This is a genomic window from Klebsiella sp. H-Nf2 (assembly GCF_002806645.1).
In the GTDB taxonomy this organism is placed as follows: Bacteria; Pseudomonadota; Gammaproteobacteria; order Enterobacterales; family Enterobacteriaceae; genus Klebsiella; species Klebsiella variicola.
The window spans coordinates 565,705-591,132 of sequence record NZ_PIBL01000002.1; the positions used below are offsets into that span (position 1 = coordinate 565,705).

Annotated in this window: 27 protein-coding genes; 13 read left to right on the forward strand and 14 right to left on the reverse strand. The window is 60.4% G+C overall.

Annotated elements, in window-relative coordinates; all coding sequences use genetic code 11:
* Positions 1 to 13: 13 nt before the first annotated feature.
* A complete protein-coding gene (locus CWM58_RS09465; RefSeq protein WP_100680808.1) occupies positions 14 to 955 on the reverse strand; it encodes an AEC family transporter in 942 nt (313 codons plus the stop codon).
* A gap of 185 nt (positions 956 to 1,140) precedes the next feature.
* Here CWM58_RS09465 and CWM58_RS09470 point away from each other — a divergent pair, with 185 nt between their 5' ends.
* Together CWM58_RS09470 and CWM58_RS09475 are read left to right on the forward strand one after the other, a co-directional pair.
* Positions 1,141 to 2,028 (forward strand): LysR substrate-binding domain-containing protein, encoded by an 888-nt coding sequence (locus CWM58_RS09470; protein WP_100680809.1) that lies wholly within the window; start codon positions 1,141 to 1,143, stop codon positions 2,026 to 2,028.
* 67 nt (positions 2,029 to 2,095) lie between these two features.
* Positions 2,096 to 2,437: a nitrous oxide-stimulated promoter family protein gene (locus tag CWM58_RS09475; RefSeq protein WP_100680810.1), complete on the forward strand. Its 342-nt coding sequence runs from the start codon at positions 2,096 to 2,098 to the stop codon at positions 2,435 to 2,437.
* Between the two features lie 69 nt (positions 2,438 to 2,506).
* Here CWM58_RS09475 and CWM58_RS09480 read toward each other — a convergent pair whose 3' ends face one another.
* The 10 genes from CWM58_RS09480 to hypA all read right to left on the reverse strand — a co-directional run bounded on the left by CWM58_RS09480 (position 2,507) and on the right by hypA (position 12,090).
* Positions 2,507 to 3,361: a metal ABC transporter permease gene (locus tag CWM58_RS09480; protein WP_100680811.1), complete on the reverse strand. Its 855-nt coding sequence runs from the start codon at positions 3,359 to 3,361 to the stop codon at positions 2,507 to 2,509.
* A complete protein-coding gene (gene sitC / locus CWM58_RS09485) occupies positions 3,355 to 4,203 on the reverse strand; it encodes an iron/manganese ABC transporter permease subunit SitC (RefSeq protein ID WP_032731146.1) in 849 nt (282 codons plus the stop codon). Before sitC ends, CWM58_RS09480 begins: the two co-directional genes overlap by 7 nt.
* Complete coding sequence (locus CWM58_RS09490; protein WP_008806196.1) at positions 4,200 to 5,021, reverse strand: manganese/iron ABC transporter ATP-binding protein; 822 nt, start codon at positions 5,019 to 5,021, stop codon at positions 4,200 to 4,202. The genes sitC and CWM58_RS09490 overlap by 4 nt, the downstream gene beginning before the upstream one ends.
* Positions 5,018 to 5,935: a metal ABC transporter substrate-binding protein gene (locus tag CWM58_RS09495; RefSeq protein ID WP_100680812.1), complete on the reverse strand. Its 918-nt coding sequence runs from the start codon at positions 5,933 to 5,935 to the stop codon at positions 5,018 to 5,020. The genes CWM58_RS09490 and CWM58_RS09495 overlap by 4 nt, the downstream gene beginning before the upstream one ends.
* Positions 5,936 to 6,219: 284 nt before the next feature.
* A complete protein-coding gene (gene flhA / locus CWM58_RS09500; protein ID WP_061153546.1) occupies positions 6,220 to 8,292 on the reverse strand; it encodes a formate hydrogenlyase transcriptional activator FlhA in 2,073 nt (690 codons plus the stop codon).
* A gap of 186 nt (positions 8,293 to 8,478) precedes the next feature.
* On the reverse strand, positions 8,479 to 9,489 hold the full coding sequence (hypE, locus tag CWM58_RS09505; protein WP_100680813.1) for a hydrogenase expression/formation protein HypE: 1,011 nt from the start codon (positions 9,487 to 9,489) through the stop codon (positions 8,479 to 8,481).
* On the reverse strand, positions 9,486 to 10,607 hold the full coding sequence (gene hypD, locus CWM58_RS09510; RefSeq protein ID WP_012967355.1) for a hydrogenase formation protein HypD: 1,122 nt from the start codon (positions 10,605 to 10,607) through the stop codon (positions 9,486 to 9,488). Before hypD ends, hypE begins: the two co-directional genes overlap by 4 nt.
* Complete coding sequence (locus CWM58_RS09515) at positions 10,607 to 10,879, reverse strand: HypC/HybG/HupF family hydrogenase formation chaperone (RefSeq protein ID WP_048268092.1); 273 nt, start codon at positions 10,877 to 10,879, stop codon at positions 10,607 to 10,609. The genes hypD and CWM58_RS09515 overlap by 1 nt, the downstream gene beginning before the upstream one ends.
* Positions 10,870 to 11,742, reverse strand: a complete 873-nt coding sequence (gene hypB / locus CWM58_RS09520) for a hydrogenase nickel incorporation protein HypB (RefSeq protein ID WP_100680814.1) — start codon at positions 11,740 to 11,742, stop codon at positions 10,870 to 10,872. Before hypB ends, CWM58_RS09515 begins: the two co-directional genes overlap by 10 nt.
* Before the next feature lie 3 nt (positions 11,743 to 11,745).
* Entirely contained in the window at positions 11,746 to 12,090 is a 345-nt protein-coding gene (gene hypA / locus CWM58_RS09525; RefSeq protein ID WP_100675851.1) for a hydrogenase maturation nickel metallochaperone HypA, read from the reverse strand.
* A 209-nt stretch (positions 12,091 to 12,299) separates the two neighbouring features.
* Between hypA and hycA the strand changes: the two genes are divergently transcribed.
* From hycA to hycI, 9 genes are all read left to right on the forward strand, one after another.
* Positions 12,300 to 12,749 carry a formate hydrogenlyase regulator HycA gene (gene hycA, locus CWM58_RS09530; protein ID WP_004205645.1) on the forward strand — a complete coding sequence of 150 codons (450 nt, stop codon included), beginning with the start codon at positions 12,300 to 12,302 and terminating at the stop codon, positions 12,747 to 12,749.
* Positions 12,750 to 12,831: 82 nt separating this feature from the next.
* Positions 12,832 to 13,440, forward strand: a complete 609-nt coding sequence (locus tag CWM58_RS09540; protein ID WP_100680815.1) for a 4Fe-4S dicluster domain-containing protein — start codon at positions 12,832 to 12,834, stop codon at positions 13,438 to 13,440.
* On the forward strand, positions 13,437 to 15,263 hold the full coding sequence (gene hycC, locus CWM58_RS09545; RefSeq protein WP_100680816.1) for a formate hydrogenlyase subunit 3: 1,827 nt from the start codon (positions 13,437 to 13,439) through the stop codon (positions 15,261 to 15,263). The genes CWM58_RS09540 and hycC overlap by 4 nt, the downstream gene beginning before the upstream one ends.
* A 2-nt stretch (positions 15,264 to 15,265) precedes the next feature.
* Positions 15,266 to 16,189, forward strand: a complete 924-nt coding sequence (locus CWM58_RS09550) for a respiratory chain complex I subunit 1 family protein (RefSeq protein WP_046882467.1) — start codon at positions 15,266 to 15,268, stop codon at positions 16,187 to 16,189.
* 16 nt (positions 16,190 to 16,205) lie between these two features.
* On the forward strand, positions 16,206 to 17,915 hold the full coding sequence (hycE, locus tag CWM58_RS09555) for a formate hydrogenlyase subunit HycE (protein WP_004151044.1): 1,710 nt from the start codon (positions 16,206 to 16,208) through the stop codon (positions 17,913 to 17,915).
* Positions 17,916 to 17,924: 9 nt separating this feature from the next.
* Positions 17,925 to 18,467, forward strand: coding sequence for a formate hydrogenlyase complex iron-sulfur subunit (locus CWM58_RS09560; protein WP_023290793.1), 543 nt, complete (start codon positions 17,925 to 17,927; stop codon positions 18,465 to 18,467).
* Positions 18,467 to 19,234: an NADH-quinone oxidoreductase subunit B family protein gene (locus CWM58_RS09565; protein ID WP_061153553.1), complete on the forward strand. Its 768-nt coding sequence runs from the start codon at positions 18,467 to 18,469 to the stop codon at positions 19,232 to 19,234. Before CWM58_RS09560 ends, CWM58_RS09565 begins: the two co-directional genes overlap by 1 nt.
* Positions 19,231 to 19,641 (forward strand): formate hydrogenlyase maturation HycH family protein, encoded by a 411-nt coding sequence (locus tag CWM58_RS09570; protein WP_100680817.1) that lies wholly within the window; start codon positions 19,231 to 19,233, stop codon positions 19,639 to 19,641. Before CWM58_RS09565 ends, CWM58_RS09570 begins: the two co-directional genes overlap by 4 nt.
* Positions 19,634 to 20,104, forward strand: a complete 471-nt coding sequence (gene hycI, locus CWM58_RS09575) for a hydrogenase maturation peptidase HycI (protein ID WP_061153555.1) — start codon at positions 19,634 to 19,636, stop codon at positions 20,102 to 20,104. Before CWM58_RS09570 ends, hycI begins: the two co-directional genes overlap by 8 nt.
* Here the strand turns inward: hycI and CWM58_RS09580 are convergent.
* The 3 genes from CWM58_RS09580 to ascF all read right to left on the reverse strand — a co-directional run bounded on the left by CWM58_RS09580 (position 20,101) and on the right by ascF (position 23,483).
* The gene (locus CWM58_RS09580) at positions 20,101 to 20,409 is read right to left on the reverse strand and encodes a SymE family type I addiction module toxin (RefSeq protein ID WP_074387766.1); all 309 of its coding nucleotides are present in this window, start codon (positions 20,407 to 20,409) and stop codon (positions 20,101 to 20,103) included. The genes hycI and CWM58_RS09580 overlap by 4 nt on opposite strands.
* Before the next feature lie 180 nt (positions 20,410 to 20,589).
* Positions 20,590 to 22,014 (reverse strand): 6-phospho-beta-glucosidase, encoded by a 1,425-nt coding sequence (locus CWM58_RS09585; RefSeq protein ID WP_100680818.1) that lies wholly within the window; start codon positions 22,012 to 22,014, stop codon positions 20,590 to 20,592.
* Between the two features lie 26 nt (positions 22,015 to 22,040).
* Positions 22,041 to 23,483 carry a PTS cellobiose/arbutin/salicin transporter subunit IIBC gene (gene ascF, locus CWM58_RS09590; protein WP_100680819.1) on the reverse strand — a complete coding sequence of 481 codons (1,443 nt, stop codon included), beginning with the start codon at positions 23,481 to 23,483 and terminating at the stop codon, positions 22,041 to 22,043.
* Between the two features lie 267 nt (positions 23,484 to 23,750).
* On the opposite strand from ascF, the gene CWM58_RS09600 reads away from it, so the two are divergent.
* Both CWM58_RS09600 and hydN read left to right on the forward strand, forming a co-directional pair.
* Positions 23,751 to 24,764, forward strand: coding sequence for a LacI family DNA-binding transcriptional regulator (locus CWM58_RS09600; protein ID WP_100680820.1), 1,014 nt, complete (start codon positions 23,751 to 23,753; stop codon positions 24,762 to 24,764).
* Between the two features lie 135 nt (positions 24,765 to 24,899).
* Positions 24,900 to 25,427, forward strand: a complete 528-nt coding sequence (hydN, locus tag CWM58_RS09605) for an electron transport protein HydN (protein WP_008806174.1) — start codon at positions 24,900 to 24,902, stop codon at positions 25,425 to 25,427.
* Position 25,428 lies beyond the last annotated feature (1 nt).

Consider the following 25,428-nt stretch of genomic DNA (forward strand, 5'->3'; position numbering starts at 1 on the left):
GTTATCGCGGTAATTAAAAGGTTAAGAAAATAAATCCGCCCATCGTAATGATGGAGGCAATAATACTCAGCGCCATCGTCGAGGCCATTTCCTGCTCGCCGGTTTTATACTGCATGGCAATAATTATCGCGATGGAGCCTACCGGGATAGCCATCGTCAATACGACTTCCTTTATTTGCTCCATGCTGAAGCCCATTTTTAATAACAGGAGATAGCAGGCGCCGGGCACCATAATATTGCGGGCGATAACGGTGATAATGGTCGCGGTGGTGATAACAATGCTGCGTGTATAGAGTACGATCCCGGCGGCAAACAGCGCCAGCCCGCCAGAGGCTTTACCCAGCAGACCCAGCGACATCGAGATAGTCTGCGGAATATGAATATCCGCCAGCACGATGATCAGGGCGATCACCGGTGACCAGACCACAGGTTGTTTAATGGCGTTTATCACCCGTGTGCCAAAGGAGATATGCTGGCTTTTATCGCCAGTGGCGACCGACATCAGAATCATTACCAGCGGCAGCTGGAAGACGTTTTGCGTGATGCTGGACACGGTGATCAGCGACGCGCTGACGGTGCCAAATAAAAAGGCCAGCACTGAGGTGCCGATAAACGGGACTGCCGGCGAGCCGATGGCCAGCGCCTGCAGCGTACTGAGGGCGAGGTCGCGTCGAAACAGATAGCGGGCGACCAGTAAGGGAATGACGAAGCTCAGAATCAGCGCCAGGATAATGGCCACCGCAACCGGGCCCATGGTCATGACAATATGTCGCGGCGTCATCACCATATTGCTGAAAATACTCAGCGGTAATGCATAGAGCATCACAATTTTATTGATGTCTCCTGCCTGCTGCCAGTTAAAGTCTTTTCGTTTACCGCTTATATAGCCGATGATGACGGTAATGATAACCGGTAATATAGCGCCTGAAATTAATAGAATATTGTTCTGTGTCATGGTGATATATTCTCATTATAAATTATCTTCGGGTCAGAAATTCGTTTTGCGGTGCGTGGTGAGGTCAATAAATCCGTTTTGCCTGATGCGCGGTAGCTATTTTCGAGCGTGTTGATAGTGACATTTATTCGCTAAAACAGGCCGCAGGGGAAATGTAAAAACCGTTTGTTCAATGAGTAAATATCATGCCAATGAAATTTAAGCAGATTCAGGCGTTTATTACTGTCGCTCACGAAGGCAATATGACCCTGGCCGCGGAGAAGATGGGGATCACTCAGTCGGGACTGAGCCGGCTGTTATTGAGCCTGGAAGCGGACCTGAGTGCGACCTTATTCGAAAGACACAAACACGGTATGGCGTTGAGCGAATATGGCAGCGCCTTTTTACCCTATGCGCTGACGATGCTGAATACCGAACAAAAAGCCCGCGAGGAGATTGCGCTCATCCGCGGCGCCGGGAAAGGTATCCTGCGGATTGGCTGTGTTTCCAGCCTGCTGACCAGCCATTTCATCGATAAGCTGGCGGCTTTCCATCAGCGTCATCCCAAGATCCATCTGCGGATCGTCGACCGCATTGACTCTGAACTCTTTAAACTCCTGCTGATGCACGACATCGATATCGCCCTCTGCGGCCCCTTAGCGCATGATGAGAAAATCGTGGTGCGCGGTAAAATTAACTGGCAGGACCGGATCTGCATCGTCGCCAGGCAGCACCACCCGCTGCATCAGGCGGCGAACTTATCCCTCGAGGCGATGCTGGACTATCCGTGGATCATGCCGCCACCGTTAAGTACCCCGATGAACATCCTTGAGGATATCTTTCGTGCCCATCAGCTACCCTGTCCGCAGCCGGTGATTGAGTGCGCATCCTCCTCGGCCATTAAGGCCTTTCTGTGCGAGAGCGATCTGTTAACGTCGATGCCAGCCCCGGTTTACCGGCACGAGGAAGCGCTGGGCCTGCTGCGCCCGCTGGCGGTGGAGGGCAGCGTTTTTATCCGCGATTTCTATGCCTATAGCCATTTCGGGGTTCTGTCCGGGGCAGCCCTGCAGTTGATCCAGCATCTCAAGCAGTGAGGCTGGTCGGGCACGAACAATAAGGTGTATAATATATGCATCTTAATAACAGGCGAAAGGCGGGGAGATGGAGAAGCGTATCGAACGGGAAAAACTGACGATTCAGCGGATGATTGCCCTCTACCAGCGGCGCTGTCCCGAGGCGCTGGCCAATAATGATCACTACCAGGCGCTGAACGCCTACGCCGACAAGCGCCTTGATAAGTGCGTGTTTGGCGAGAATAAACCGGCCTGCAAGCAGTGTCCGGTGCACTGCTACCAGCCGGCGAAGCGCGAAGAGATGAAGCAGATTATGCGCTGGGCCGGGCCGCGGATGCTCTGGCGCCACCCGATCCTCACTATTCGCCATCTGCTGGACGACAGGCGGCCGGTGCCGACGCTGCCGGAAAAATACCAACCGAAAAAATAGCGGCCTTTCCCTGGTCAGCGCGGCGCGCAGCCGGGCGACAAGTCGTGCTTTTGTAGCCCCGGTAAGGCGTTAGCCGCCACCGGGGATGGTTGCTGAAGCCCTCTGTTTTTGACTATCCCGGATCGTGCTGGCCACAAAGGCGACCACAAACAGCGCGGAAAAGAGCACCACGATAGTCGGCGCCGGCGCGCTATCGAGATAAAACGCCAGCCACACCCCTCCCGCCGAGCAACCGACGGCCACCGCTACCGCCAGCAGCAGGGCGTGGATAAAGCGCCGCACCAGCAGGAGCGCGATCGCCCCTGGAGCAATCAGCAGCGAAATCGACAGAATAATCCCCACCGACTGCAGCGTCGCGACGATGGCCAGGGCGATCATGCACAGCAGGCCGTAGTGCAATAGTCCGCCGCGCAGGCCGCTGGCTTTGGCCTGCGTCGGGTCAAAGGCGTGCAGCAAAAAATCGCGCCATTTGAGACCGATAATCAGCGCAATCACCAGCGCGATAGCAGCCGTTTGTCCAATATCGCTGAGGGAGATCCCCAGCATGTCGCCGAACAGGATATGGTCGAGATGAACATCGGACTGGATCGCTACGTACAGCACCAGCCCGGCGCCAAACATGCCGGAGAAGACAATCCCCATAATGGTATCGCGCTTGAGTCGGCTGTTATCGTCGAGAAAACCGGTCGTCACGGCGCACAGCAGCCCGGCGATAAACGCGCCGATGGCGAAGGGGATGCCGATAATGTAGGCCAGCACCACGCCCGGAAAGACCGCGTGGCTCATGGCGTCGCCCATCAGCGCCCAGCCTTTGAGCACCAGAAACACCGACAGTAGCGCGCAGGGCACGGCCACGATGATCGAAACTGCTATCGCATTGACCATAAAAGGAAACTGGAACGGGGCCAGGAACAGGTTCAGCATGCGGCCTCCCTGGCGCGGCGGCGGCTGGCCAGCAGGCCGTGCTTCGGCGCGAAGATAAAGGTGATGAGGAACAACAGCGTTTGCGCGACCACGATAATGCCGCCGGTGGCGCCGTCGAGATAGTAGCTGAGCCAGGCGCCGAAGAAACTGGTCAGACTGCCGATAGCCACGGCGATGGCCAGCAGGCGCGGAAAGCGGTCGGTTAACAGCCACGCAGTGGCCCCGGGAGTCACCACCAGGCAGATGACCAGAAAGGCGCCGACGGTCTGCAGCGCCGCCACGGTGCAGGCGGCCAGCAGGGTAAAGAACAGCAGCTTCAGGCCGCGGGTGTTCAGGCCAATCGAGCGGGCATGGTTTTCATCAAAGAAGGTCACCATCAGGTCTTTCCACTTCAGCAGCAGGATCGCCATCGAGATAAAGCCGATCGCCGCCAGCTGGATAATATCCTCCGGTGCGATGGCCAGAATATTGCCGAGAATAATGGTCTGGATATTCACCGACGTCGGATTCAGCGACACCATAAACAGCCCGATCCCGAAGAAGGAGGAGAAGATCAGGCCGATAATGGCATCCTCTTTCAGCCGCGAGCGTTGCTGCAAAAACATCATGCTGCCCGCCGCCAGGCCGCCGGAGAGAAACGCGCCGAGCGCGAAAGGCAGGCCGAGCATATAGGCCCCGGCGACGCCGGGCACAATCGAGTGGGAGAGGGCGTCGCCAATCAACGACCAGCCCTTCAGCATCAGGTAGCAGGAGAGAAACGCGCAGACGCCGCCTACCAGCGCCGACACCCACATCGCATTGAGCATATAGTGATAGCCAAACGGCTCCAGCAGCCAGCTCATCGTGGGCCTCCTGCCGCGCGCCGGCTGATAAACGGCCGCTCGTCATCGGTGATAACCTGCGCTTCCCCGCCGGTCAGCGCGACGTGGCGTAGCACGCCGCTGAAAGCCCGCTCCAGATTCTCGGCGGTGAAGGTGGTTTCTGTCGGGCCGCTGGCCAGCACGGTGCCTTTCACCATCACCGTGTAATCACAAAATTCGCTCACTGACCCGAGGTTGTGGGTGGAGACCAGCATGGTACAGCCCTCATCGCGGAGCTCGCGCAGCAGGCTGATGATCCGCGCTTCGGTCTGCACATCGACGCCGGTAAAAGGCTCATCCAGCAGGATCACCTGACCCTGCTGAGCGATAGCGCGGGCAAGGAAAACGCGCTTTTTCTGCCCGCCGGAGAGCTCGCCAATTTGCCGATGGCGGTACTCGCTCATGCCCACGCGGGCCAGCGCGGCATCGACAATGTCGCGATCGCGCGGCTTTGCCCGCCGCAGCCAGCCCATATGGCCGTAGCGGCCCATCATCACCACATCCTCTACCAGCACCGGGAAGGACCAGTCCACCTCTTCCGACTGCGGGACATAGGCGACCAGGTTCTGGCGCAGCGCGCGGTTGACCGGCTGGCCGAGTATGGCGATCTCGCCGTGGCCGACGCGCACAAAGCCCATCAGCGCTTTAAACAGTGTGGATTTACCCGAGCCGTTAACGCCCACCAGTGCGGCAATGGAGCCGCGCGGTACGCTGAACGAGGCGTCGCGCAGGGCAGTGTGGCCGTTGCGCCAGGTGACGGTGAGCTGGTCGACATACAGTCCCGCTTGCGTTGCATTCATGGCTGCTTCCTGATCCCGTCCTGGATACCGTTGACGATGGTTTCGGTGGTGACGCGCAGCAGGTCGAGCCAGGTCGGCACCGGGCCGTCGGCGACGCTCAGCGAATCGACATACAACACGCCGCCGTAGTGGGCCCCGGCTTCGCGCGCCACCTGACGCGCCGGTTTATCGGAGATGGTGCTTTCGCTGAAGATGGTCGGGATGCGTTCTTTCTTCATGGTGTCGATAACCTTGCGCACCTGTTGCGGGGTGCCCTGCTGGTCGGCATTGATCGGCCACAGATACAGTTCGCGCATACCATAGTCGCGGGCCAGATAGGAGAAGGCCCCCTCGCTGGTGACCAGCCAGCGCTTATCCGCCGGCAGCTGCGCCAGTCTGGCCTGCAGCGGCGCCATCGTCTGGCGGATCTTCTCCTTATAGGCCTCGGCGTTACGGCGATAGGTGTCGGCGTGAGACGGATCGTACTTCACCAGCGCATCGCGAATGTTATCGACATAGATCAAGGCGTTATCTGCCGACATCCAGGCATGGGGATTGGGCTTCCCGCTATAGGGGCCCGCGCTGATGCCCATCGGCTGGATCCCCTCGCTGACCACCACCTCCGGAACGCCCTGTAAGTGCTGATAAAAACGGGCAAACCACCGTTCGAGATTAAGCCCATTGCTGAGGATCAGCTGTGCCCCCTGCGCGCGTTTGATATCGCCTGGCGTGGGCTGGTAATCGTGGATCTCCGCGCCCGGTTTGGTGATGGAGCTGACGACGGCGGCGTCGCCGGCCACGTTCTGCGCCATATCGGCGATAACCGTGAAGGTAGTGATAACCCTGAATTTCTCCTGCGCGGTGGCCGGCGTCGCGGCCAGCAGAGCCAGCACACTGGCCAGCAGCAATGATTTCAGCGGTGTCAGGTGTTGCATAGGATCCCTCGCAATGGTGTGGTTAATTTCCCAGCGTTTATAGCCATTGCTATGTTATATAGCACAAGCTATTTACAAATGAAAATAATTCTTATTTGCATGCGTGGGTAATGATTAGAGCGAGAAGGGTTTTACTGTGGGGTTTTTAATTTACAAGTGTTGCGCTGACCCGAGCGACATCCGGTCTCCAGGCCCGTGCTAGCGTAGCACCGCGTTTGTGCCGGGCGCCGCCGCCGCTCTGCCCGGCCTGGAATACCTGGTGGTGATGAATAAGTAATCGCCGGCTACACCAGTTCGTCTTTATTAATACCCAGCCGCTTCATGCGCGACAGGAGCGTGGTGCGCTTGAGCCCCAGCCGCTGGGCGGCGCCTTTCGGCCCGGCCACCACGCCGTTGCTCTCCTTCAGCACCCGGACGATCAGCTGATATTCATCCTCACCTTCCTCAGGCAGGACCGCCGGCGTCCGCGGGGCTTCCACGATATCCAGCTCCGGCAGGGAGAGCTGCAGCACATTGCCGCGGGTGAGTAACACCGCCCGTTCGATGACGTTTTCCAGCTCGCGCACGTTGCCCGGCCACTCCATCCGCGTCAGGGTGCGCAGGGTTTCCGCCGGAATACTGTCGATGTTGCGCCCCATGCGGCGGGCGATTTTAAAGGTAAACGCCTTCACCAGCAGTGGGATATCGTCGGGGCGCTCGCGCAACGGCGGCAGGTGGATGGGGAACACGTTGAGCCGATAGTAGAGATCGCTGCGGAATTCCCTGTCGATAACCATCTGCTTGAGATCGCGGTTGGTGGCGGCGATCAGCCGGACGTCGGTCTGGATCAGCTTGTTGCTCCCCAGACGTTCGAACTCCTGCTCCTGGAGGACGCGCAGCAGTTTGGGCTGTAGCTCCAGCGGCATATCGCCCACTTCATCAAGGAACAGGGAGCTTTTGTCCGCCAGCTCGAAGCGGCCGATACGCTGGGCGCTGGCCCCGGTGAACGCGCCGCGTTCGTGGCCGAACAGATCGCTCTCCAGCAGCCCGGCGGGCATCGCGGCGCAGTTCATCTTCACCATCCGTCGACCGTTACGCCCGCTGAGGTTGTGGATGGCGCGGGCGATAAGCTCTTTACCGGTGCCGGTTTCGCCGAGGATCAGCACGGTGCTGTCGCTGTGGGCGACCATCTCGACCTGCTTGAGCACATTGTTCATCGCCTCGCTGCGGCCGATGATCTCGCCGAATTCGCTCTCGACATTATTGAGCTGCTCGGTGAGGGCGAGGTTCTCATCCACCAGCCGCTCTTTCAGGCGCTGAATTTCGCGGTAGGCGAGGGCGTTATCGATAGCGATCGACACCCGCTCGGCGATCTGCCGCAGTAGCTTGAGATTGGTGGTGGTGAAGACCTGTTCGTCGCACTGCGCCAGCTTTAGCACCCCGAGCAGGGTATTGCCGGACATCAGCGGCAGCAGGCACAGGGTCTGGATCTTATTGCCCCACATCTCGAAGAGCATTTTCTCATACGGCGCGAGGGTGTCATGCTCGTGCAGGTTGAGCAGCAGCATCTCTTTGCTTTTGAATACGCGCTCGGTGAGGGTGCCGGCTTCGTCCACCTCGCTCTGGTCGTGGACCGGATGGCTGGCGTCAAGATAATGCGTGGAATAGATGTTGAGCTTCCCTTTGCGGTCGCTGCGCAGCACCACGCTGATGGCATCGATCCGGAAGTAGCGATGGATCTCTTTCGCCACCTCGCTGACCAGCTCGTCGATATCCAGGCGTGAGAGCACCGCGTTGGTGATCGCCACCAGGATGCGAAAGTTGTCGCGCTCGTGGCACAGCAGATCATAATCGACGTTATTGCTGACCCGGTTCTGAATTTGCTCGGTGACGACGGCGACGATCTGCGTGAAGGTATGCAGCCGCTGGAACTCTTTCTCGCTCCACGGCCGGTTGTCACGGCGCAGAAATTCACAGCCGCCGAAGATCCGCCCATCAGCCGCCAGCGGCAGCAGAGAGTAGTACCCGAACGGGCGATAGAGCCCGCTGCGGATAAGCTGCGGCCAGGTGTCGGCAAAGGTCTCGTGGTCGCAATGCAGCGCATCCGGCCGGGAGAGTAAGCGGCGCACCGGACCGTGGGCCAGCACGGTTTCGTCCTCGTAGCTCACCGGGTGGCCGGCTTCATCGCAGGCGTACCTGGCCGCGCGGTGGTTACCCGCGTTCCACAGGATGATGGCCGCCTCGTCGGCGAGCGCAGACTGTTGCACCAGGCGGGTGAGAGTTTCGCTCAGCGCGGCCAGATCGGGCTGCTGTAATAAAAGCCGGGTGATATCGAACAGCCCTTGTTGGCCGAGATCGCTCATCGGTGTATACGACATTGCTTACGTCCAAAACGCGCCGACAACGTGGCGCATAAGAAAATGATGGTACAAATAATAGTATGTTAATAAAGCGGTTATTGCCGCTTTAACCCCGGCTCGCGCTGCGCTTAGCCGGGCTACATGTGCGCGCAGTTTTGTAGCCCGGATAAGGCGCCAGCCGCTATCCGGGGCCCGACGCCGTCGTTAACAAATTCTCGGCAGCGGCTCGGCGTGGGGAAGATCGAGCGTACGCTTCACGCCGTACAGCCCAACGGAACGCACGCCCGGGTGGTCGACCACTTCGCCGATTATCGCCGCATCGCGTCCCAGTGGGTGAGACCGCAAATGCGCCAGCACGTTTTCCGCGGCCTCGCGGGCGACGGCGAGCACCAGTTTGCCTTCGTTGGCGAAGTTCAGCGCGTCCAGCCCAAGCAGCTCGCAGACGCCACGCACCGTATCGTTGACCGGCAGCGTTGCCTCCTGCAGTTCGATGCCGCAGCCGCTGGCGGCGGCGAACTCATGGGCGACGGCATTGACCCCGCCGCGGGTGGCGTCGCGCAGGGCTTTCACCCCGCTCAGTGGCCGCAGGGTCTGGATAAGCGGCGTCAGCACCGCGCAATCGCTCGACAGCGCGCCGTCCAGCCCCATCTGCTCGCGCAGGTTAAGGATGGTGGCGCCATGATCCCCCAGCGTGCCGCTGACCAGTAGCACATCACCGGCGCTAATCTGCTGCGTCCCCCAGCGAACGTCCGCCGGGATGGCGCCGATGCCGGCGGTGTTAATAAACAGCTTATCCGCCGCGCCGCGCGGCACCACTTTAGTGTCGCCGGTGACGATGGCGATCCCTGCCGCCCGGGCGGTGTCGGCCATGCTGGCGACCACCGCTTCCAGGGTGGCCATCTCCAGCCCTTCTTCGAGAATAAAGCCGCAGGAAAGATAGCGGGGGATGGCGCCGCTGACCGCCACATCGTTGGCGGTACCGCAGACGGCCAGCTTGCCGATATTGCCGCCGGGAAAGAACAGCGGGTCAATCACGTAGCTGTCGGTGGAGAAGGCGAGGCGGTCCCCCTGGGCGGCGAGCGCCGCCAGATCGAGGCGCGCCTGATCCTCCTGCTCCGCCAGCCAGGGGTTGGCGAAGGCCTGCATAAACAGGTCGCCGATCAGCTGCTGCATTGCCTGACCGCCGCTACCGTGGGCTAACTGGACGCTTTTCATGCTTCATTTTCCTGACTGCGATATTGATACCAGGCGGCGCAGGCCCCTTCTGAGGAGACCATCAGCGCGCCAAAGGCGCTTTGCGGATTGCAGGTGCGGGCGAAGAGCGGGCACTGGTGCGGTTTACAGCGGCCGGTCAGCACCTCGCCGCAGCGGGCCCGCGGGTCGTCGCACACGCGCTGCGGCGCCGGGCGGAAATGCGCCTCGGCATCGAAGCGCTGATAGGCTGGCGTAAGCTGCACGCCGGAGTCGCTAATGACCCCCAGGCCGCGCCATTCGCTGTCGCCATCCAGGCGAAAGACATCGGCCATCGCCGCCTGCGCCAGCGGGTTGCCGGCATCCGGCACCACGCGACGGTACTGATTTTCCACATCGCTGCGCTGCGCTATTGTCTGCTCAACCAGCATCACCGCGCCTTGCAGTAGATCAAGCGGTTCGAAACCAGCGACCACTAAAGGACGATGATAGTCGCTGGCGATAAAGCCGTAGGCCTCGGTGCCGATCACCATACTGACGTGGCCCGGGGCGAGAAAGGCGTCGATACTGTTGTCCGGCTGATCCAGCAGGCTGCGCAGGGTCGGCAGCAGGGTGATGTGCTGGCAGAAAAAGTAGAAGTTATCGACGTTGCGCTCCCGCGCCTGACGCAGGGTGAGGGCGGTGGCGGGCATGGTGGTTTCGAAACCGAGGCCGAAAAAGACCACCTCACGCTGCGGGTTTTGCTGCGCCAGCCGCAGGGCGTCCATCGGCGAGTAAACGATGCGGACATCGGCGCCGCGCGATTTCGCCTGCAGCAGCGAGCCGTTTTTACCTGGCACGCGCATGGCGTCGCCGAAGGTGCAGAAGATGACCCCTGGACGACTGGCAATCTCAATGCAGGCATCGATGCGCCCCATCGGCAGGACGCACACCGGGCAGCCTGGCCCATGAATAAATTCGATATTCTCCGGCAACAGCTGGTCGAGACCGAATTTAAAAATGGCATGAGTATGGCCGCCGCAGACCTCCATGATGCGTAGCGGTCGCGCGGCGGTGTGCGGCAGCAGACGCGCACGCTGCTGAAGATGCGCCACCAGCTGCATCACCTGTTCGGGGGCGCGGTATTCATCAACGTAACGCATTATCGCTCCTCGCCGTACAGCAGCGCGCCGACGTCCGGCTCCACATCGAACATATTTTGCAGCGCGTCGAGGGTGTCGCGCGCTTCGGCTTCATTGATCACGCTCATGGCGAACCCAACGTGCACCAGCACCCACTGGCCGAGCCGCGGCTGACCCTGCTCGTCAACGGCGCCGACCAGCGTCAGGTCGACGTCGCGCTGAATGCCGCAGACTTCCACTTTCGCCAGCACGCCGTCGATGGCGCAAATTTGTCCCGGAATGCCTATGCACATCGCTGCGTCTCCAGCCAGGTGAGCCACTGCTCCATGCCTTCGCCGCTGGTGGCCGAGAGGAGAATAATCTCAATATGCGGATTGACCTCACGGGCGCAGGCCAGGCACTTCTCAACGTCGAAATTGAGATACGGCAGCAGGTCGACTTTGTTGAGCAGCATCAGGCTGGCGGCGGCAAACATATGTGGATATTTCAGCGGCTTGTCTTCGCCTTCGGTGACCGACAGCACCGCCACCTTATGGCGTTCGCCGAGATCAAAGCTGGCCGGGCAGACCAGGTTGCCGACGTTTTCGATAAACAGAATGCCGTGGTCAGCCAGCGGCAGGCGCGGGGCGGCGTCGGCGATCATCTGGGCGTCGAGATGGCAGCCTTTCCCGGTATTGACCTGAATCGCCGGAGTGCCGGTGGCGCGAATGCGGGCGGCGTCATTGACCGTTTGCTGATCGCCTTCAATCACCGCGCAGCCGGCGCGTCCTTTCAGCCGGGTGAGGGTTTCGGTCAGCAGGGTGGTTTTACCGGAGCCGGGGCTGGAAACCAGATTCAGCACCAGCTGCTGTTTCGCCGCAAAGCGTGCGCGGTTGCGCGCCGCCAGACGGTTGTTTTTATCCAGCACGTCGATCTCCACTTCCAGCATCCGCCGCTGGCTCTGCCCCGGGGCGTGAGTCCCAGCCTCGCCATGGCCGTAATGCAGGTCGCCCTCTGGCGTGCGGGTGGGGGCGAAGTGGTCGGTTTTCACACCGGTGATGGTCATCGTCTGGCGTGGGGCGGGCGCGAAGGGGGCGCTGCGGAACGCGGAATGCGGGTTTCGTTCGTCTCCTTCAATATAGAGGTTGCCTTCGCCACAGCCGCATGTTGTACACATAATTTACTCCAGTTCTAAACGCTGAATCTGTAAGCCGTCATCCGCCACGATCTGTAGCTGGTCGTTATTGCAGAGCGGGCAGCGGCGGACGTGCTGCGAGACAAGCTGGACATACTGCTGGCAGCGTTCGCACCAGCATTCAGCCTGTTGTTCGGCGATATGCAGTTCGCACCCCTCCGCCAGCGTGCCGCGGCAGACCAGCTCAAAGCAGAAGGTCAGGGCGCTGGCTTCCACGCAGGAAAATGCGCCGACCTTGAGCCACACGCCGGTCACCCGTCGCGCGCCGGCCTGCTGCGCCTGTTGTTCAATAATTTCCAGCGCCCGCTGGCTGAGGGTGATTTCGTGCATAGTCGCCTCCGTATCGCGATGCGCCTTATATGCAATAACGATGCCAGAATGAAATCGTCGTGGCCGTCGATGTCGATGTCGACGCCCCGGGGCTGTCATCGACATGTCGCGTCGGCAGGGATGAATGCAAAAACATAGTTAAATCAATTAAATAAAACCTGGCATGAAAAATGCTTAGAGGGTGCATCTCATGCTACGGAGAAACCGATATGACTATTTGGGAAATAAGTGAAAAGGCGGATTACATCGCCGACCGTCACCGGCAGCAGCAGGAGCAGTGGCACATCTACTGTAACTCGCTGGTTCAGGGGATCACCCTGTCGAAGGCCCGCCTGCATCATGCGATGAGCTGCGCGCCGGATAAAGAGCTGTGCTTCGTGCTGTTCGGCCATTTTCAGGTGTTTGTCGCGCTGGCGGAAGGCTTTAACAGCCACACCATCGAATACTACGTCGAAAACAAAGGCGGCGGTGATAAGTACCTGATTGCTCAGGCCACGCTGGCGGCGGATGGCACGGTGGACGGGCGGATCAGCAACCGCTCCCGCGACCAGGTGCTGGAGCACTATCTGGCGATTATCGCCACCGTCTATGACCGTCTGTATGACGCCATGGAGCAAGACCAACCGGTGGATTTAAGCCATCTGGCCCTGACCCACTGATCGCGAGGTGTCGACACGTGTCGAAAATGACACCTGCGCAACCTGATTTCGTCAAAAATGACTTTCACCCGAGGATGACCCGGTGAACCGTTTTGTAATTGCTGACTCCACTGTCTGTATCGGCTGCCGCACCTGCGAAGCCGCCTGCTCTGAGACGCATCGCCAGCACGGCCTGCAGGCTATGCCGCGGCTGCAGGTGATGCGTAATGAAAAAGAATCGGCACCGCAGATGTGCCACCATTGCGAAGATGCCCCCTGCGCCACCGTCTGCCCGGTTAACGCCATCCAGCGCGTCGATGGCGCCGTCCAGCTCAACGAGAGCCTGTGTGTAAGCTGCAAACTGTGCGGCATCGCCTGCCCGTTTGGCGCCATCGAATTTTCCGGCAGCCGTCCGCTGGATATTCCGGCCAATGCCAATACCCGACTGGCGCCCCCCGCGCCGCCGGCGCCGGCCCGTGTCAGCTCGCTGCTCGACTGGGTGCCCGGCGTGCGCGCCATTGCCGTGAAATGCGACCTCTGCCACTTCGATGAGCAGGGCCCGGCCTGCGTGCGGACCTGCCCGACCAACGCGCTGCTGTTGGTGGATAGCCGGGATATCGCCCAGGCCAGCAAGCGTAAACGCCAGCTGACCTTTAATACCGACCTTGGCGACTTGTCGCTGTTCCAGGCGCAACAGGGGGAGAGGGAATGAGTGTAATGGGATTAGTCAATCAGGCGGTGATGTGGTACGCCGCCAGCGCCGTGCTGGCCTTTGTGTTTGCCATGCGTAAACCGCTCAGCGGCGCTATTGCCGGGATCGGCGGCGCAGTGGCCAGCGCCATGCTGGTGGTTGCCGGCGGCGCAGCGCTATTGATGCCGGAACGGATCCACGGCGGCATGCTGCAGTTTCTGCATCTGACGATGCGGGTGGGCGGTGTCAATGCGCTGTGGCTGCTGGCCATCGGCCTGTCGGCGCTGCCGGTGTCGCTGTTCAATATTAGCTGGCATCGCCATCCGCAGGTGAAGGCCAACGGCCTGTTGGTCAACCTGCTGTTGGCCGCCGCCACCTGCGCGGTGGTGGTGACCAATATCGGTTCGTTGGTGGTGATGGCGGAGATCATGGCGCTCTGCGCGGCGTTTCTCACCGGCTGCGCCGCCTCCGGTAAGCTGTGGTTTGTCCTGGGCCGTCTCGGTACTCTGCTGATGGCCTGGACCTGCTGGCTGGTATGGTCGACCTACGGCACCCTCGAGCTGGCGCAGATCAACCTCCAGGCGGTGGATATGATGCAGAACCCGCTGCTCTGGCTGCCGGGGCTGGTGGGGTTCGGCCTGCTGGCCGGGGCGATCCCGCTGCACGGCTGGGCGCCGCAGGCTCACGCCGGGGCCAGTGCGCCGGCCGCCGCGCTGTTTTCCACCGTGGTGATGAAGGTCGGTCTGTACGGCATGCTGACCGTCTCGCTGGCCGGCGGCGTGCCGCCGCTGTGGTGGGGCGTCATGCTGCTGGCGCTGGGGATGATCACCGCCTTCATCGGCGGGTTGTATGCCCTGATGGAGCATAACATTCAGCGTCTGCTGGCCTATCACACCCTGGAGAACATCGGCATTATCCTGCTGGGTCTGGGCGCCTTCGTCACCGGCGTGGCGACCAGTAACAGCACGCTGATGGTGCTGGGCTTTATCGGCGGTATGTATCACCTGATTAACCACAGCCTGTTCAAAACCACGCTATTTCTTGGCGCCGGGGCGGTGTGGTTCCGTACCGGCCATCGCGATATCGAGAAGCTGGGCGGCATTGGTAAAAAAATGCCGCTGATCTCCCTCGCCATGCTGGTGGGGCTGATGGCAATGGCGGCCCTGCCGCCGCTGAACGGCTTCGCCGGCGAGTGGGTTATCTATCAGTCCTTCTTCAAAATGAGCACCGGCGACCTGTTTATTGGCCGTCTGTTGGGGCCGCTGCTGGCCGTCGGCCTGGCGATCACCGGCGCATTGGCGGTGATGTGTATGGCGAAAGTCTATGGCGTGACCTTCCTCGGCGCGCCGCGGACGAAAGAGGCGGAAAACGCCACCTGCGCCCCCTGGCTGATGACCCTGAGCGTGGTGCTGGCGGCGGTCTTCTGCCTCGTTGGCGGCATCGCCGCACCGTGGCTGCTGCCGCTGGTGAGCGGCGCCTTCCCGGTGCAGGCCCAGGTGTCGAGCGTGGTATCGCAGCCGATGATCGCGCTGCTGCTTATCGCCTGCCCGCTGCTGCCGTTCCTGCTGATGATCTTCTTTAAAGGTGATCGCCTGGCGGCGCGCTCGCGCGGCGCGGCGTGGGTCTGCGGTTATGACCATGAGCAGTCGATGGTGGTGACGGCCCACGGCTTCGCCATGCCGGTGAAAGAAGCCTTTGCGCCGCTGCTGAAGCTGCGCCACTGGCTAAACCCGGTGCGTCTGGTGCCGGGCTGGCAATCGGCCTCGGCGCCAGCGCTGCTGCGCGGGATCGCGCTGGTTGAGCTGGCGGTGCTGGTGGTGATTGTCATTTCGCGAGGAGCCTGAGAATGAGTTTGTTAATTGCATTGCTACAGGCGCTGGTGCTGTTTGCCGTCGCGCCGCTGTTGTCCGGGATCGTTCGCGTCGCCCGCGCGCGGCTGCATAACCGCCGCGGACCGGGGGTACTGCAGGAGTATCGCGATATCCTGAAACTGCTGGGCCGCCAGAGCGTCGGTCCTGACGCCTCGGGCTGGGTGTTCCGCCTGACGCCGTACGTCATGGTGGGCGTGATGTTGACCATCGCCACCGCGCTGCCGGTGGTGACGGTGGACTCTCCGCTGCCGGTGCTCGGGGATCTCATCACCCTGATCTACCTGTTCGCCATCGCCCGTTTCTTCTTTGCCATTTCTGGTCTGGACACCGGCAGCCCGTTTACCGCGCTGGGCAGCAGTCGCGAAGCGATGCTTGGCGTGCTGGTGGAGCCGATCCTGCTGCTGGGCCTGTGGGTGGCGGCGCAGGTCGCCGGCTCGACCCATATCAGCACCATCACCGATACCCTTTACCACTGGCCGGCGGCGCGCAGCATTCCACTGATTCTGGCGCTGTGCGCCTGCGCCTTCGCCACCTTTATTGAGATGGGCAAACTGCCGTTCGATCTGGCGGAAGCGGAGCAGGAGCTGCAGGAGGGCCCGCTATCGGAATACAGCGGCAGCGGCTTTGGCATCCTGAAGTGGGGCATCAGCCTCAAACAGCTGGTGGTGCTGCAGATGTTTGTCGGGGTCTTTTTCCCGTGGGGCCAGATGACCAGCTTCAGCGTCGGCGGCCTGCTGTTGGCGCTGGTGGTCGCCGTCGTCAAGCTGGTGGTCGGGGTGCTGATTATCGCGTTGTTTGAAAACAGCATGGCGCGTCTGCGTTTTTGTGCCACCTCCCGCGTCACCTGGGCCGGGTTTGGTTTTGCCTTTTTAGCTTTCGTCTCCTTGCTGGTGGCGTGATTAAGAGAGTTTGAGCATGTCTGAAGAAAAAATCGGTCAACACTATCTTGCGGCGCTGCACCAGGCCTTTCCGGGCGTGGTGCTGGACGAAGCCTGGCAGACCAAAGACCAGTTAACTATCACGGTGAAGGTCAACTACCTGCCGGAAGTGGTGGAGTTTCTCTACTACCAGCAGGGTGGCTGGCTGTCGGTGCTGTTCGGCAACGATGAGCGCAAGCTGAACGGCCACTACGCGGTCTATTACGTGCTGTCGATGGAGCAGGGCACCAAATGCTGGATCACCGTGCGCGTGGAAGTGGATGCCAACAAACCGGAATACCCGTCGGTGACGCCGCGTGTCCCGGCGGCGGTGTGGGGCGAGCGCGAAGTGCGCGATATGTACGGTCTGGTGCCGGTCGGCCTGCCGGACGAACGTCGTCTGGTGCTACCGGACGACTGGCCGGACGAACTCTATCCGCTGCGCAAAGACAGCATGGACTATCGCCAGCGTCCGGCGCCGACCACCGACGCCGAAACCTACGAGTTCATTAACGAGCTCGGCAGCAAGAAAAACAACGTGGTGCCGATCGGCCCGCTGCACGTCACCTCTGATGAACCTGGCCACTTCCGCCTGTTCGTTGACGGCGAGAACATTATCGATGCCGACTACCGCCTGTTCTACGTCCATCGCGGGATGGAAAAGCTGGCGGAAACCCGCATGGGCTATAACGAAGTGACCTTCCTGTCGGACCGGGTGTGCGGCATCTGCGGCTTCGCCCACAGTACCGCTTACACCACCTCGGTGGAGAACGCGATGGGCATCGTGGTGCCGGAGCGGGCGCAGATGATCCGCGCCATTCTGCTGGAGGTGGAACGCCTGCACTCGCACCTGCTGAACCTCGGTCTGGCCTGCCACTTTACCGGCTTTGACTCCGGTTTTATGCAGTTCTTCCGCGTGCGCGAAACCTCAATGAAGATGGCGGAAATTCTCACCGGCGCACGTAAAACCTACGGCCTGAACCTGATCGGCGGGATCCGCCGCGACCTGCTGAAAGAGGACATGATCCAGACCCGTCAGCTGGCGCAGCAGATGCGCCGCGACGTGCAGGAGCTGGTGGATATGCTGCTCAGCACGCCGAACATGGAACAGCGTACCGTCGGTATTGGCCGTCTGGATCCGGAAATCGCCCGCGACTTCAGTAACGTCGGCCCGATGGTTCGCGCCAGCGGCCACGCCCGCGACACCCGCGCCGACCACCCGTTTGTCGGTTATGGCCTGCTGCCGATGGAAGTCCACAGCGAGCAGGGCTGCGACGTGATATCTCGCCTCAAGGTGCGGATCAACGAGGTTTATACCGCGCTGAATATGATTGATTTCGGTCTCGATAACCTGCCGGGCGGCCCGCTGATGGTGGAAGGGTTCACCTATATTCCGCACCGCTTCGCACTGGGCTTTTCCGAGGCGCCGCGCGGCGACGATATCCACTGGAGCATGACCGGCGACAACCAGAAACTGTACCGCTGGCGCTGCCGGGCGGCGACCTACGCCAACTGGCCGACCCTGCGCTATATGCTGCGCGGCAATACCGTTTCCGATGCGCCGCTGATCATCGGCAGCCTCGACCCATGCTACTCCTGTACCGACCGCATGACCGTTGTCGATGTACGTAAGAAGAAGAGCAAAGTGGTGCCGTACAAAGAGCTGGAGCGCTACAGCATCGAGCGTAAAAACTCGCCGCTGAAATAAGGAATCGCCATGTTTACCTTTATTAAAAAAGTTATTAAGACCGGCACCGCGACGCACGCCTACCCGCTGGAGCCGATGCCGGTGGACAAAAACTTCCGCGGCAAGCCGGAGCACAATCCACAACAGTGTATCGGCTGCGCGGCCTGTGTGAACGCTTGCCCGTCGAACGCCCTGACGGTCGAGACCGATCTGGCCACTAATCAGCTGGCGTGGCAGTTCAACCTCGGGCGCTGCATCTTCTGCGGCCGCTGTGAAGAGGTGTGCCCGACGGCGGCGATTAAGCTGTCGCCGGAGTATGAGCTGGCGGTGTGGAAGAAAGAGGATTTCCTCCAGCAGTCGCGCTTCGCTATCTGCCACTGCCGGGAGTGCCAGCGTCCGTTCGCGGTGCAGAAGGAGATCGACTACGCCATCGCGCTGCTCAAGCATAACGGCGATACCCGCGCCGAGCTGCACCGTGAAAGCTTCGAAACCTGCCCGGAATGCAAGCGCCAGAAATGCCTGGTGCCGTCCGATCGTATTGAACTGACCCGCCATATGAGGGAGGCCAGCTGATGAGTACTTTACTTGGCCCGCGCGATGAAAACGGCATTCCCGTGCCGATGACGGTGGAGGAATCCATCGCCAGCATGAAGGCCTCGCTGCTGAAGAAGATTAAACGTTCGGCCTACGTCTACCGCGTCGACTGCGGCGGTTGTAACGGTTGCGAAATTGAAATCTTCGCCACCCTTTCGCCGCTGTTCGACGCTGAACGCTTCGGCATTAAGGTGGTGCCTTCGCCGCGCCATGCCGATATTCTGCTGTTTACCGGCGCGGTGACCCGCGCCATGCGCTCCCCGGCGCTGCGCGCCTGGCAGTCGGCGCCGGATCCGAAGATCTGTATCTCCTACGGCGCCTGCGGCAACAGCGGCGGCATCTTCCACGACCTGTACTGCGTCTGGGGCGGCACTGATAAAATCGTACCGGTCGATGTCTATATTCCGGGCTGCCCGCCGACGCCCGCTGCTACCCTGTACGGCTTCGCCATGGCGCTCGGCCTGCTGGAGCAGAAAATTCACGCCCGTTTGCCGGGCGAGCTCGACGAACAGCCGACCGAGCTGCTGCATGCCGATATGGTACAACCCCTGCGGGTGCGCATCGATCGCGAAGCGCGGCGTCTGGCGGGCTATCGCTATGGCCGGCAGATTGCTGACGACTATATGCGTCTGCTTGGCCAGGGCGACAGTCAGGTGCTGCGCTGGCTGGAGGCGGAGAAAGATCCGCGTCTGACCGAGATCGTCACCCATCTCAACCAGGTGGTCGAGGGGGCGCGTATCCGATGAGCGAGACGGTGGTGTTCAGTCAGCTGAGCCGTAAATTTATTGATGAGAACGACGCCACGCCGGATCAGGCGCAGCAGGTGGTCTATTACAGCCTGGCGATTGGCCACCACCTCGGCGTCATCGACTGTCTTGAGGCGGCGCTGAGCTGCCCGTGGGACGCGTATCTGGCATGGATCGCCACCCTTGAGGCCGGGAGCGTCGCGCGGCGCAAAATGGAGGGCGTGCCGAAGTATGGCGAAATCGTCATCGACAGTAGCCATGTGGCGATGCTGGCCAACGCCTTTGATAAAGCGCAGTCCGCGCAGACCCCGCAGCAGCAGGCGTGGAGCAAAACCCTGCTCAGCATGCTGCATGATATTCACCAGGAGAGCGCCATCTACCTGATGGTGAGGAAATTACGTGACTGACGTTTTACTCTGTGTTGGCAACAGCATGATGGGCGACGACGGCGCCGGCCCGCTGCTGGCGGAGATGTGCGCGGCGAACCCGGCCGGCCAGTGGGTGGTCATCGACGGCGGCAGCGCGCCGGAAAACGACATCGTGGCGATCCGCGAATTACGCCCCGAACGCCTGCTGATTGTCGATGCCACCGACATGGGCCTCAACCCCGGTGACATTCGCGTCATCGATCCCGACGATATCGCCGAGATGTTTATGATGACCACCCATAACATGCCGCTCAACTATCTGGTCGATCAGTTGAAAGAGGACGTCGGCGAGGTGATCTTCCTCGGCATTCAGCCGGATATCGTCGGTTTTTATTATCCGATGACCCAGCCGGTAAAAGAGGCCGTTGCCCGGGTGTACCAGCAGCTGGCAGGCTGGCAGGGCCAGGGCGGCTTTGCCCGGCTGGAGGCTGAAGACGATTAACCCAGCGGCGAACCGGGCTCTCCGCCGGCGCACGACTGACCGGCCGGGAGCCCCGTTCCCGGCGGCGCCAGCTCAAGATTCTCTATCACTAATTTCCCGGGCGACACCGAGACTCTGACCTGCGTGCCGACCGGAAACCCCGCCTGCTCCAGCCAGTCGCCGTTCAGGCTCAGGGCTGCGTGGCGGGTGTAGCGCCGCGTCTCCCGTGTTTTGCGGTCCTCATGGCGTTTTCTGACATATCCCACGGTTAACTGGCGAATGGCCCTGGCTATCCCTCTGGCTGCGGTAGGGTGCTGTGCGCTCATGATGTGCTCCTTGCTGAAGATACCCCTGTAAAAGTACTGGATAAAATACCAGTTATTGTGAACAGGAGGCAAACCAGAAACTGGAATCAGGCTCGAGAAAAAAGCATGTAATGGATGCAACAGAAAGCAGACGCCCATCCCCGTTTGTCGCGGGAAATGGGCGCGTGTGGGCGAGGGTGCTTAGTCGAGATCGGCGCCGTTGCTGGCTATCACCTTCTGGTACCAGAAGAATGACTTTTTACGCTTACGCGCCAGCGTGCCGTTGCCGGCATCGTCGCGATCGACATAGACAAAGCCGTAGCGCTTGCTCATCTCGCCGGTTGACGCTGAGACCAGATCGATGCAGCCCCAGCTGGTGTAGCCCAGCACCGGAATGCCGTCGCCGATAGCATCGAGCATTGCTCTGATGTGCTCGCGCAGGTAGCTGATGCGATAGTCGTCATTGATGTCGCCATTGGCGTCGATCTTATCGCGAGCGCCAAGCCCGTTTTCCACCAGGAACAGTGGTTTCTGATAGCGGTCATACATCATGTTCATGGTGATGCGCAGGCCCAGCGGGTCGATGCCCCAGCCCCATTCGCTGGCCGGGATGTGCGGGTTCTTCAGCGACTTGACGATATTGGCGGCATTGGTGTTGCTGGCGTTCATCTCCGCCGAGGCGCAGCGCGAAGCGTAGTAGCTAAAGGAGACGAAATCGACGGTGTTTTTGAGGATCTCGTCATCGCCCGGCTGTTTCGCAATCGTGACCCCTTTTTCCCGGAACACCCGCGTGGCCCACACCGGATAGGCGCCGCGCGCCTGGACGTCGATAAAGAACAGATTTTCGCGGTCCTTCTCCAGCGCCATCCACACATCTTCCGGCTTGCAGGAGTAAGGATAGAAATTGCCGCCCGCCAGCATGCAGCCGACCTGGTTCTGCGGGTTAATCTCATGGGCGATCTTTGTCGCCAGCGCGCTGGCCACCAGCTCGTGATGCGCGGCCTGGTACTTCACCTGCTCCTGGTTTTCACCCTCTTCAAACACCAGACCGGCGCCGGAGTAGGGGCTGTGCAGCATGATATTGATTTCATTGAAGGTCAGCCAGTACTTCACCAGGCCGTCAAAGGCCTCAAAACAGGTGCGGGCGTAGTGGCTGAAAAAATCCACCATTTTGCGGTTACGCCAGGAGCCGTACTCCATCACCAGGTGCATCGGCACGTCGAAATGACACAGCGTGACCAGCGGCTCAATACCGTGCTTTTTGCACTCCTCAAACAGTGAGCGATAGAAAGCGATGCCCTGCGGATTCGGCTGTTGCTCGTCGCCGCGTGGGAAAAGGCGGCTCCAGGCGATGGAGGTGCGGAAGACGCTGAACCCCATCTCGGCCATCAGGGCAATATCTTCTTTATAGCGATGGTAAAAATCGATCGCCTCATGGCTGGGGTAAAACTCGTCTTCACGAAGCGTAAAGCGCTTCTCCAGGCCTAATTTTACCGGCAGGCGGTGGGCGCCGTGGGGAAGGGTATCCACGGTGGTCAGCCCCTTGCCGCCTTCAAGATAAGCGCCTTCAGACTGGTTGGCGGCCAGTGCGCCGCCCCATAAAAATCCCTGTGGGAAACTCGCCATGCATTACCTCATTATCAATTGTGTGTTCAGGCGTGGGATGCCTGGGCCCGGGCCTGGCGCGCTCTGGCGTCGGCAGCGGCCTGTTCAACGGGAATATCTTCAAAGCCGAGGATCAGCGTCAGGGCAAACGACAGCACCACCGACAGCGCCATCACGCCAAACACCCAGACGAGGGTCATTGGATTGGCCGGATCGAAAAACTGCACGCTGGTAAACAGCCCCGGCGCCGCCATCGAATGGCTGGCCAGACCGGCGATTCCCGCCACCGCGCCGCAGATAAAGCCGCTGATTAAGCTGGCGATCAGCGGGCGTTTCAGGCGCACCGCCACGCCGTACAGCGCCGGTTCGGAAATCCCGGCCAGAATCGCCGAAGCCGCGGCGGCCAACGCCGTCTGGCGCAGCTCCGGGTTTTTGGTTTTCCACGCCACCGCCAGCGAAGCGCCGCCGAGCGACAGGTTGGCGCCGATCTCCGATGGCATCACCATGCCCTCTTTGCCGGTTTCGGCGATGGTCTGAATGATGGTTGGCGTAAAGACGCGGTGCATACCGGTCATCACCAGCAGCGGCCACAGCCCGCCCATGATCGCCACCGACAGCCAGCCGAGATAGTTGTGGATCGTATACACCAGCGCGGAAATGGCGCTGCCGATCCAGATACCCAGCGGGCCAATCAGCAGGATCGCCAGCGGGGCGGCGATCAGCACGATCAGCATCGGCTTAAGGAAGTTTTTCGTCACCGCCGGGGTAATGCGATCCACCCAGCGCTCGATATACGACAGGCACCAGGTCATCACCAGCGCCGGGATCACTGTGTAGGTGTATTTCACCGCGGTAACCGGAATAAAGGCGAATTCAACGTGTTCGCCCTGGGCGGCTTTGGCCATCAATTCGATAAACCCTGGATGCACCAGCACCCCGGCGATGGCGATAGCCAGCGACATATTGGTTTTGAATTTCACCGCAGCGGAGGCGGCCACCATCAGCGGCAGGAAGAAAAATGCGCCGTCGCCGATAAGCGTCAGGAGGGTCAGCGTCGGTGAGCCTTTCGGCAACGCGCCGCTCATCTCGAGGATCATCGCCAGCAGCTTGACCATCGATCCGCCGATAATTGCCGGGATCAGCGGCGACATGGTACCGATCAGCGCGTCAAGGATCCCGGCGCCAATGCGTTTCAGGGTCAGCGGCGCTTTGCCCTGCGGCTCAGCCGGGCGCAGGTCGCCAGGCAGCAGATTCACGACCTCGCGGTAGGCCTGGGAAACGGTATTGCCGATGATCACCTGGCACTGGTTATCGCTGCGCACAACGCCGAGTACCCCGGTCAGGCCTTTCAGGGTGGGGCTATCGACCTTTTCGTCGTCTTTGACCACGAAGCGCAGACGGGTCATGCAGTGGGTCACGGCGGCGACGTTATCGACTCCGCCGATTGCCGTGACTATCTGTTGCGCCAGGGCTGCATAATTTTTCGACATCGGATTTTATCCTGTTTATCAATAGGGTACTGATCTGCTACCGCGCCGCATCGCCGGGCGATACCATGTTTATATAGGAAACCGGTTCCACAAAATCATGGTGAGTTTCATTTGATTACACAAGAAATAAAAAAAGATGATCTCAATTTTGTGATTTTGATCGCGAAGCGTCGCCGTGAGCCGGATCGCGGTGGTGAACAGGGGAATGCTGTAAAAGCGGGAAACGTGCAGTACACTGCCTGCAACTTTTGCAACAGGAAGAATCACATGGCAACGATGCTGGAGGTCGCAAAGCGCGCGGGGGTATCGAAGGCAACCGTTTCGCGGGTGCTGTCGGGCAACGGCTATGTCAGTCAGGAGACCAAAGACCGGGTGTTTAAGGCAGTGGCGGAGAGCGGCTATCGGCCTAATCTGCTGGCGCGCAACCTGGCGACCAAAACGACGCAAACCCTGGGCCTGGTGGTGACCAACACCCTGTACCACGGCGTCTATTTCAGCGAGCTGCTGTATCACGTGGCGCGGATGACAGAGGACAAAGGACGACAGCTGATCCTGGCCGACGGCAAGCACAGCGCGCAAGAGGAGCGGGAGGCGATCCAGTACCTGCTGGATCTGCGCTGCGATGCGATCATCATCTACCCGCGCTTTCTCACCGTTGACGAGATGGACGAGATCGTTGAGAACCACTCGCAGCCGATCATGGTGCTCAATCGCCGCCTGCGCCGCCACGCCAGCCACTGTGTCTGGTCCGATCAAAAAGCCTCGGCGATGCGGGTGGTGGAGCGGCTGATTGCGCTTGGCCATCGCGATATCGCCTTTATTACCGGCTCCCTTGACTCACCCACCGGCGTCGAACGCCTTGCCGGCTACAAAGACGCGCTGGCTGGCCACGGCATCGCCCTGAACGAGGCGCTCATCGCGGAGGGGCGCTGGACGCCGGAAACCGGCGCGGCGGCGGTAGAGAGCCTGCGTCAACGCGGGGTGACCTACAGCGCGCTGGTGGCGAGCAATGACGATATGGCGATCGGGGCGATGAAGCAGCTTCACCAGCTGGGCGTTAAGGTACCGGATCAGGTCTCGGTGGTGGGGTTTGACGATATTGTGCTGGCACCGTATATGGTGCCGTCGCTCGCCAGCGTTCGGGTACCGGTGACGGAGATGATTAAAGAGAGCATCAATCGGCTGATATTTATGCTGGATGGTGGGGAATTCAACTTTCAGCAGAGCTTCCCCGGGGCGCTAATTGAGCGTGATTCACTGGTGGCGGGTCCCGGTGCCTGACGTCGTCAGCTGTCATCGTCACTACTGACGATGACAGCAAATATTCGATTCAATTCTCTTAACTATCAATAATATAAAAACTGGAACGTATTATGCATACTCCGGCGCCTAACCTTCTTACTGCTGGAGAAATGGATGAACCGTTTCATTATCGCCGATGCGAGCAAATGTATCGGCTGTCGCACTTGCGAAGTGGCCTGCGTGGTGTCCCATCAGGAACATCAGGATTGCGCCGCCCTGACGCCTCACACCTTTCAACCGCGTATTCACGTGATCAAAGGGGTCAATGTCTCCACAGCGACCGCCTGCCGTCAGTGTGAAGACGCCCCCTGCGCCAACGTCTGCCCGAACGGCGCCATCAGCCGCGATAAAGGCTTTGTCCATGTGATGCAGGAGCGCTGCATCGGCTGCAAAACCTGCGTTGTTGCCTGCCCGTACGGGGCGATGGAGGTGGTGGTGCGCCCGGTGATCCGCCATAGCGGCGCCGGACTGAACGTTGTGGCGGAAAAAGCCGAAGCCAACAAGTGCGACCTCTGCTTCCACCGCGAGAGCGGCCCGGCCTGCATGGAAGTCTGCCCGACGCACGCCCTGGTGTGCGTTGACCGCAACAAGCTGGAGCAGATGAATATCGAGAAACGTCGCCGTACGGCGCTGGCCTGGTAAG

Coding starts and splice junctions, on each gene's coding strand:
- CWM58_RS09465 (WP_100680808.1), bottom strand. CDS start 955: ATGACACAGAACAATATTCTATTAATTTCAGGCGCTATATTACCGGTT.
- CWM58_RS09470 (WP_100680809.1), top strand. CDS start 1,141: ATGCCAATGAAATTTAAGCAGATTCAGGCGTTTATTACTGTCGCTCAC.
- CWM58_RS09475 (WP_100680810.1), top strand. CDS start 2,096: ATGGAGAAGCGTATCGAACGGGAAAAACTGACGATTCAGCGGATGATT.
- CWM58_RS09480 (WP_100680811.1), bottom strand. CDS start 3,361: ATGCTGAACCTGTTCCTGGCCCCGTTCCAGTTTCCTTTTATGGTCAAT.
- sitC (WP_032731146.1), bottom strand. CDS start 4,203: ATGAGCTGGCTGCTGGAGCCGTTTGGCTATCACTATATGCTCAATGCG.
- CWM58_RS09490 (WP_008806196.1), bottom strand. CDS start 5,021: ATGAATGCAACGCAAGCGGGACTGTATGTCGACCAGCTCACCGTCACC.
- CWM58_RS09495 (WP_100680812.1), bottom strand. CDS start 5,935: ATGCAACACCTGACACCGCTGAAATCATTGCTGCTGGCCAGTGTGCTG.
- flhA (WP_061153546.1), bottom strand. CDS start 8,292: ATGTCGTATACACCGATGAGCGATCTCGGCCAACAAGGGCTGTTCGAT.
- hypE (WP_100680813.1), bottom strand. CDS start 9,489: ATGAAAAGCGTCCAGTTAGCCCACGGTAGCGGCGGTCAGGCAATGCAG.
- hypD (WP_012967355.1), bottom strand. CDS start 10,607: ATGCGTTACGTTGATGAATACCGCGCCCCCGAACAGGTGATGCAGCTG.
- CWM58_RS09515 (WP_048268092.1), bottom strand. CDS start 10,879: ATGTGCATAGGCATTCCGGGACAAATTTGCGCCATCGACGGCGTGCTG.
- hypB (WP_100680814.1), bottom strand. CDS start 11,742: ATGTGTACAACATGCGGCTGTGGCGAAGGCAACCTCTATATTGAAGGA.
- hypA (WP_100675851.1), bottom strand. CDS start 12,090: ATGCACGAAATCACCCTCAGCCAGCGGGCGCTGGAAATTATTGAACAA.
- hycA (WP_004205645.1), top strand. CDS start 12,300: ATGACTATTTGGGAAATAAGTGAAAAGGCGGATTACATCGCCGACCGT.
- hycC (WP_100680816.1), top strand. CDS start 13,437: ATGAGTGTAATGGGATTAGTCAATCAGGCGGTGATGTGGTACGCCGCC.
- CWM58_RS09550 (WP_046882467.1), top strand. CDS start 15,266: ATGAGTTTGTTAATTGCATTGCTACAGGCGCTGGTGCTGTTTGCCGTC.
- hycE (WP_004151044.1), top strand. CDS start 16,206: ATGTCTGAAGAAAAAATCGGTCAACACTATCTTGCGGCGCTGCACCAG.
- CWM58_RS09560 (WP_023290793.1), top strand. CDS start 17,925: ATGTTTACCTTTATTAAAAAAGTTATTAAGACCGGCACCGCGACGCAC.
- CWM58_RS09565 (WP_061153553.1), top strand. CDS start 18,467: ATGAGTACTTTACTTGGCCCGCGCGATGAAAACGGCATTCCCGTGCCG.
- CWM58_RS09570 (WP_100680817.1), top strand. CDS start 19,231: ATGAGCGAGACGGTGGTGTTCAGTCAGCTGAGCCGTAAATTTATTGAT.
- CWM58_RS09580 (WP_074387766.1), bottom strand. CDS start 20,409: ATGAGCGCACAGCACCCTACCGCAGCCAGAGGGATAGCCAGGGCCATT.
- CWM58_RS09585 (WP_100680818.1), bottom strand. CDS start 22,014: ATGGCGAGTTTCCCACAGGGATTTTTATGGGGCGGCGCACTGGCCGCC.
- ascF (WP_100680819.1), bottom strand. CDS start 23,483: ATGTCGAAAAATTATGCAGCCCTGGCGCAACAGATAGTCACGGCAATC.
- CWM58_RS09600 (WP_100680820.1), top strand. CDS start 23,751: ATGGCAACGATGCTGGAGGTCGCAAAGCGCGCGGGGGTATCGAAGGCA.
- hydN (WP_008806174.1), top strand. CDS start 24,900: ATGAACCGTTTCATTATCGCCGATGCGAGCAAATGTATCGGCTGTCGC.